This window comes from Hymenobacter agri (assembly GCF_054778495.1).
Genome location: NZ_BAAGZM010000200.1, coordinates 1 through 6,753, shown reverse-complemented (window position 1 = coordinate 6,753; position 6,753 = coordinate 1). Strand labels below are relative to the sequence as shown.

The window sequence follows — 6,753 nt, the reverse complement described above, 5'->3', positions numbered from 1 at the left end:
CCGCCATTGCCCGCGGGGCGCTCACTGCGCACGTGGCCGCCTCCCGTGGGCGTACCGCCGTTGGTGGTGCCGTTCGTAGCGGCTGTGCCGTAGCTGGCGTCGGAGGCGCGGTCGGTACGGTGGCCATACGTGCGGCCCCCACCGCGAACATCGCTTCCGCTGTAGCTATTGCCGTAGTACCCGCCGTTGTAGTTATTGCCATAGTAGCCACCCCGGCCATAGTAGCCGCCATAGTAAGCGCCACCGTAGTAGTAAGGCGAGTAGCCGTAAGCATACGGGCTATACCCGTAGCCAAGGCCATAGCCATAATACGGCCGGCCAAAGCCGAAGCTGATGCTCAGGCCCGAGCCGTAGCCGTAATAGGGGCTATAGCCATAGCCGTAGGGGCTGTAAAAAGAGCTGTAGAACGGGTCGTAGCCGCCAAAAGCATACGGCGAATACCCGCAGGCCCCGCCGCCCCAGCCGTAGCCAAAGCCAGTGCACAGGCTGCCGTAGGGCGCGTAGCTCAGCGAGGTGTAGGGGCTGTAAGGGGCGTAGCCATTCAGCCCGGAGCCGCCGTAGTAGGCCGCCGTGCCGCCATAGCCGGGCACGCCGCGCATGTAGGTGTAAGTATTGTCGTAGTACTGCGTCGAGCCGCTGCCCTGCCGGGTGGCCGGTGCCGAGGCCGTACCACCGTTGTAGTCGGGGTTAGCTTCTTCGCTGGTGCTGGCCGGCGCGGGGGCCGCCTGCACCACGGCCGTGGTGCGGTCTTTTGAGGAATAGTAAACTCCGTCGTCTTCCGACGACGTAAGGGCCGACGTGCCGGCGCAGCCACCCAGCGCCAAGAGGGCCAGGGCGGGCAAACAAGCGGTGAGGAGATTTTTCATGACGGAAATAAAGTGAGGAGAGGAAGCCTTCTGTAAAGTAACAACCTATACGGTGGAAGTGGGATGAAGAAGCTAATTATCAGGGCCGGTTCAGCTAAAATGTTGGCCCGGGGGCAAAGGCCCGGCCGGGCGGTGGCGCAATGGCCCGGCTGGCATAGTCCGCGCTTTCCTAACGTAATTTGGGGCCGAAACGGTGCCCCATGTTCTATTCAATTCTTGTACCAGAGTCGGGAACTTTTTCAATTACTTCTTAGATGCCTCCCATGAGCAAAAAGTTGCCTACCCGCCAGGAAGATTATTCGTTGTGGTACAACGAGTTGGTGAAACGCGCCGGCCTGGCCGAAAACTCCGCCGTGCGCGGCTGCATGGTTATCAAACCCTACGGCTACGCCATTTGGGAAAAAATGCAGCGCCAGCTGGACGATATGTTCAAGCGCACCGGCCACGAAAATGCCTACTTCCCGCTCTTCGTGCCCAAAAGCCTGTTTGAAGCCGAAGAAAAAAACGCCGAAGGCTTCGCCAAAGAGTGCGCCGTAGTAACCCACTACCGCCTCCAGACCGACCCTGACAGGCCCGGTAAGCTGCGCGTCGACCCCAACGCCAAGCTCGAAGAAGAGCTGGTGGTGCGCCCCACCTCAGAGGCCATCATCTGGAATACCTACAAAAACTGGGTGCAGAGCTACCGCGACCTGCCGCTGCTCATCAACCAGTGGGCCAACGTGGTGCGCTGGGAAATGCGCACCCGCCTGTTCCTGCGCACGGCCGAGTTCCTCTGGCAGGAAGGCCACACGGCCCACGCTACCGCCGAGGAGGCCGTGGCCGAAACCCGCCAGATGCTCGACGTGTACGCCGAGTTTGCCGAGGAGCACATGGCCCTACCCGTAGTGAAGGGCGTGAAAACCCCTAACGAGCGTTTCGCCGGCGCCGAAGACACCTATTGCATTGAGGCCCTGATGCAGGATGGCAAAGCCCTGCAGGCCGGCACCAGCCACTTCCTGGGCCAGAACTTCGCCAAGGCCTTCGACGTGCAGTTCTCGAACAAGGAAGGCGTGCGCGAGCACGTATGGGGCACCAGCTGGGGCGTGAGCACGCGCCTGATGGGTGCCCTCATCATGGCCCACTCCGACGACGAGGGCCTGGTGTTGCCGCCCAAGCTGGCCCCCATTCAGGTGGTCATCGTGCCTATCTACAAAACCGGCGAACTCGATGCGCTGTTGGAGCGCATCAAGCCCATTCAAATGGGCCTCATCGCGCGCGGTATTTCGGTGAAGCTGGATGCCCGCGACACCGAGCGTCCCGGCTTCAAGTTTGCCGAGTGGGAGCTGAAGGGTGTGCCCGTGCGCCTGGCCATTGGCGCGCGCGACCTCGACGCCGGCATGGTGGAGGTGGTGCGCCGCGACACCAAGCAGAAAATGAGCCTGCCGCTGGCCGACATCGTGGCCAGCGTCGACCAGCTGCTCGTCGACATCCAGACCAACATCTACGAGCGGGCCAAGAGCTTCCGCGCCGCCCACACCACCCGCGTCGACAGTTACGACGAGTTCAAGCGCCTGCTCGACGAGGAGCCCGGCTTCCTGCTGGCCCACTACGACGGCACGTCCGAAACCGAGGAGCGCATCAAGGAAGAAACCAAAGCCACCGTGCGCTGCCTGCCCCTGAACGAGGCCGACGAACCCGGCATCTGCATGGTGACGGGCCTGCCCGCACCGCGCCGCGCCTACTTCGCCCGAGCCTACTAGCGCGCCCATAATCAGGCAGCTACCCGGCCCGGCCCGACGATGCTATTCGTCGGGCCGGGCCTTTTTATTGCCTATATGGGCTACGTAAGTAATTCGTAAGCAAATCTATTTTATGGTATGTATTTGTTAAATATTTTAATTATATTGTGTCATGATTGATTGATAGTGTACCCTAAAACCTTTTCGCCATGCGTACATTTCTGCTTTCCGCACTCCTTGTTTTTGCGCTTACTGCCCACGCGCAAACCCCCGTGCCGGTGCCGGCCAAAGCCGTGGCCCGCCTCGAACAACTGGTGCGTAAAACCCAGGCTGTGGTAGTGATTGGCAACAGCAGCGGCAAGCTGCCGGTTGAGGCCCGGCCCAGGCTGAACCGGGTACTGGTGGAGGCCTCGTCCGAGTTTTTGCGGCTGGCCACCCACAATCCTACCCGCGAAGGCTACTTTAAAGCGTTGGATGCCAGCCTGGCTCGCCTCGATGCCCTGGCCGTGGAAGCGGAAGACCGGCAGCAGCTGGCCGAGTACTTTCAGGATGTGCTCGACATTGTGGGGCTCGAAAGCTCCGAAGGCCGGCTCGGGGCCTTTGTAGAGGGGACCGTGGCCAAGCGGTAGGCGGCTGGCGTTGGCGTAGCAAAGGCGGGCAGGAGCCAGTCGGCTGGTATCGTTCTCAAAATTGGAATGTTGTGCGCATCTTTGTGCTTTTCCAATTCCTGATTGCGGCCAAACTGGCTGGTTAACCTCCTTTTCTACCCTATGAACCGCTTCTGCTGTAGTGTGCTGTTGAGCTGCCTGGCCACTTTTGCGCACGCACAAAGCGCACTGCGACCCGGCTCGCCGGTGGTAGTGAGCCGGCTCGAAGATTTCATCGAAGCCACCAAGCACGTGGCTGAGCCCGGTGCCACGGCCAAAAGTCAGATTGAGGCCCGCCTCGACCTGAACCGCCTGCTGGTCATCGCCGCCTTCGACTTCGTGCAGATAACCCGCAATGCTCCCGGCCGCGAGGCCTACCTGCAAGCCATGGACCGCGGCCTCGAACGCTTCGACCCGCTGATGACCACGCCCGAAGACCGCCGCCAGGTGGCCGAATTCTACATCGACCTAATGGACATTGTTGGCATCGACAGCTCCGACGGGCGCCTTGATGCTTTTGTGGCCCGGCCGGCAGCAGCGGCCCCACTCAAGGCCGCAAATAAATAGCCACGGTCTGCCAAAAAAAAAGCCCCGGCTCGAACGACGAGCCGGGGCTTTTTTTTGGCATGCACCAAACATTACTTCTTGGTGATGGTGAACTCGACGCGGCGGTTCTTCATGCGCGTTTCTTCCTGGTCGTTGCTGGCAATGGGCTTGGTATCGCCGAAACCCTCGGTGGTGATGCGGCCGCCGTTGATGCCGTGGCTGCTGAGGTACTTCTTCACCTCGTTCACGCGGTCGAGGCTGAGCTTGAGGTTCAGGGCGGGGTCGCCCTGGTTGTCGGTGTGGCCCGAGAGCTTAATTTCCACCGTTGGGTAGTCCTTCATGATGCGGATGAGGCGCAGCAATTCGGGATAGGAGCTGGTGGTGAGGTAGTACTTGCTCTGCTGGAAGAAGATGTTGTTCATCTTCACCGTCTGGCCCACGTTGAAGGGCACGAGGTACAGGTCCTGCTTCTGCTCCGAGTACTTGTCCTTGGCCGTTACGTCGAGGTTGGCGTTTTCGGCCAGGTAGCCTTTGGCTTCGGCGCGGTAGCCATACTGCACGCCGCTGGGCAGCACAATGGTGTATTCGCCGGTGGCGGGGTCGGTTTCCGTTACGCCGATTTCCTCGCCGGTGAGCAGGTTTTCGTAGTGAATAATGGCCTTAATGGGCTTGCCGGTGGCCTGGTCGAGCACCTTGCCGGTTACCAGCGTCACCACTTCGGGCTGGAAGGCCGGAGCCAGCGAGATGCGGAAGATGTCCTTCGAGCCGCCCGTGCCGTTGCGCGACGACACCAGGTAAGCATCCTGGCCGGCGGCCGAAATGGTGTAGTAGGCGTCGAAGTCGGGCGAGTTCACCACCGGGCCCAGGTTGCGCGGCGGGCTCCAGTTGGTCCAGGTGTCGTCGAGGCGCTTGGTGTAGAAGATGTCGGACTTGCCGTAGCCGCCGCGCCCGTCGCTGGCGAAATACAGCGTCTTCTCATCGGCGGCTAGGAAGGGGGCGAAGTCGGCACCAGCCGTGTTCACGTTGGGCCCCAGGCTCTTGGGCTTGGTCCACTTCTTCTGGCTCTTGGTGTCGTGCATCACGCCGGGCAGGTTGTCGTCCTTCGGGAAGCTCACGAAGATGTCCTGCCCACCCATGCCGTCGTTGCGCTCCACAGCCATCAGCAGGGCTTTGCCCGAGGTGGCCAGGTAGGCATCGATGTTCTGCGGGTCTTTGTTGTAGTAGTCTTCGATGTCCACCTTCACCGGCTTGCTCCAGCCGCCAGCCCCGCGCTTGCTCATGCTGAAGCCTTTGGGCTCCATCAAGCCGTCTTCGTACACCCCGATGAGCAGGGCGGTGCGGCCGTCGGCCGACACCGAAGCCAAGCCGTTAGGGTCTTCGGGGGTGTTGCTGGGCTCGCCCATGTTCTTGGCCTGGCCCCAGGTTTTGTTTTTGCCTGACACCAGCTTCGACACGTAAATGTCCTGTGGGTCGCGGGCGCCGCCCACGTTGGTAGGCGCACTCTGGCGGGCGAAGTACAGCGTGCGGCCGTCGGGCGAAATCACCGGGTGGGTGTCGACGTAGCGCGTGTTCACGTTGGGGCCCAGGTTCACCAGCGACGAGTCGAACTGCGTCGACTTCACCGCCTCGGGGCCTTTCTCGCCCTCAAAAGCTTGCTTCACCATCGTAGAGGCCACGTCGGCGATGCCGATGGCGTCAATCTGGTTCACACCTTCCACCTTGCCGGTGTTCATGTACACCTTGGCGCCCAGCGTGCGGTACTCGGCGGCCGGAAACTTCACTTCCAGCGTGCGCGAGGGTTCGGGCAAGGGGCCGGGGTTGGCATTGCTGTACACCTCGTGGTGCACCCCTTTGGTGTCAATCAGCTCGATTTTGGTGATGGAACCGGGGTTGAAATTCTCGACCACCGTAATCTGCTGCGCCGCGACCGAGCGCAGAAACTTCACTTCAATAAATTCGTTGGCGCCTTCCTTGCGCGGAATCCAGGCGTTGTTGCTGATTTCGCCGAGCGGCAGGGCATCGGGAGCACCCAGCACTTTGGACGGCGCGAAGGGCTCTTTGCCCTCGGCCTTTTGCGACGAGGCTTCGACCAGGCGGGCGGCCCATTGCACGTGCTGCGCCTGAGCCGGGGCGGTAGCCAGCAGGCCCAACGCCACCGGCGCAGCCGCCAGCAGATAATTCAAACGACGATTATTCATAGCTAAAATGGCAAAAAGTATTCTTGGCCGGATGCTTTCCAGCAAATGTACAAAATTGCCGGTTTGAGTGAGCGTATTTACGAACAGCTAACCTAACGAAAAAGTATTTTCCGGGCTAGTGCCCGCGATGTACTATTTTTCCGCAATAGCCCGCTGGCCGTTTAATGCGTCGGGGCCTGCAATGTGATTACTCGGTGGCTTTTAGCGGTAGCACAACTGATAGCTCAAGGGCTGCTGCGCAAGCTGTTTGCCTACGCAGGCCTGCGTTTGAGCCGCCCGGTGTTTCGCGAAATTGCCCTACTGGTACGGGTAGTGGAGGCCAAGGGTGCGTGGCGCTACGGGGTACTGCTGGCATTCGCCGTGCTGCCCTATGCCGGACAAGCCCAGGTGCTGGCCGGCGCTACGCCCTTTGGCCCGGTGTTTCGGGGGCTGCGGCCGGCGGGGGCCGATACCTCGCTGCTGCTCACGCGGCAGGCGCTGCGGCTGGCCCGGTCGCTGCGCTTTGAGCGCGGGCTGCTGGAGGCGCTGTTCAACCTGAGCTATTACCAACGTGCGCACAGCCAGTACGACTCGGCCATTTACTACGCCCGGCTGGCCCTGCCCCTGGCCGCCCGCACTGGCAACCGCTACACCCAGACGCGGGTGTACTACAACTTGGCCCGCATTTACCAGGAGCAGGGCAACTACGCCGCCGCCGTGCACCCCAGCCTGAACGGGCTGGCCCTGGCCCGCGCCATGGGCAGCCCCCGGGTGCTGCTGTTCCAGCTGGTGCTGGCGG

General features: G+C 61.4%; 5 protein-coding genes and 1 pseudogene. 4 read left to right on the top strand and 2 right to left on the bottom strand.

The window, feature by feature from the left end; translation table 11 throughout:
* Positions 1–866, bottom strand: a pseudogene (locus ACYVDE_RS11445) (hypothetical protein); the annotation flags it as partial.
* Between the two features lie 263 nt (positions 867–1,129).
* On the opposite strand from ACYVDE_RS11445, the gene proS reads away from it, so the two are divergent.
* The 3 genes from proS to ACYVDE_RS11430 all read left to right on the top strand — a co-directional run bounded on the left by proS (position 1,130) and on the right by ACYVDE_RS11430 (position 3,798).
* Positions 1,130–2,605 (top strand): proline--tRNA ligase, encoded by a 1,476-nt coding sequence (gene proS, locus ACYVDE_RS11440; RefSeq protein WP_460501675.1) that lies wholly within the window; start codon positions 1,130–1,132, stop codon positions 2,603–2,605.
* 188 nt (positions 2,606–2,793) lie between these two features.
* Positions 2,794–3,213: a DUF4844 domain-containing protein gene (locus tag ACYVDE_RS11435; RefSeq protein ID WP_460501674.1), complete on the top strand. Its 420-nt coding sequence runs from the start codon at positions 2,794–2,796 to the stop codon at positions 3,211–3,213.
* 141 nt (positions 3,214–3,354) lie between these two features.
* A complete protein-coding gene (locus ACYVDE_RS11430; protein WP_460501673.1) occupies positions 3,355–3,798 on the top strand; it encodes a DUF4844 domain-containing protein in 444 nt (147 codons plus the stop codon).
* A gap of 71 nt (positions 3,799–3,869) precedes the next feature.
* On the opposite strand, the gene ACYVDE_RS11425 is transcribed toward ACYVDE_RS11430, so the two are convergent.
* Positions 3,870–5,975 (bottom strand): OmpA family protein, encoded by a 2,106-nt coding sequence (locus tag ACYVDE_RS11425; protein ID WP_460501672.1) that lies wholly within the window; start codon positions 5,973–5,975, stop codon positions 3,870–3,872.
* 279 nt (positions 5,976–6,254) lie between these two features.
* Between ACYVDE_RS11425 and ACYVDE_RS11420 the strand changes: the two genes are divergently transcribed.
* Positions 6,255–6,753 (top strand): hypothetical protein (locus ACYVDE_RS11420; protein WP_460501671.1); only part of this gene is annotated, 499 nt, incomplete at its 3' end.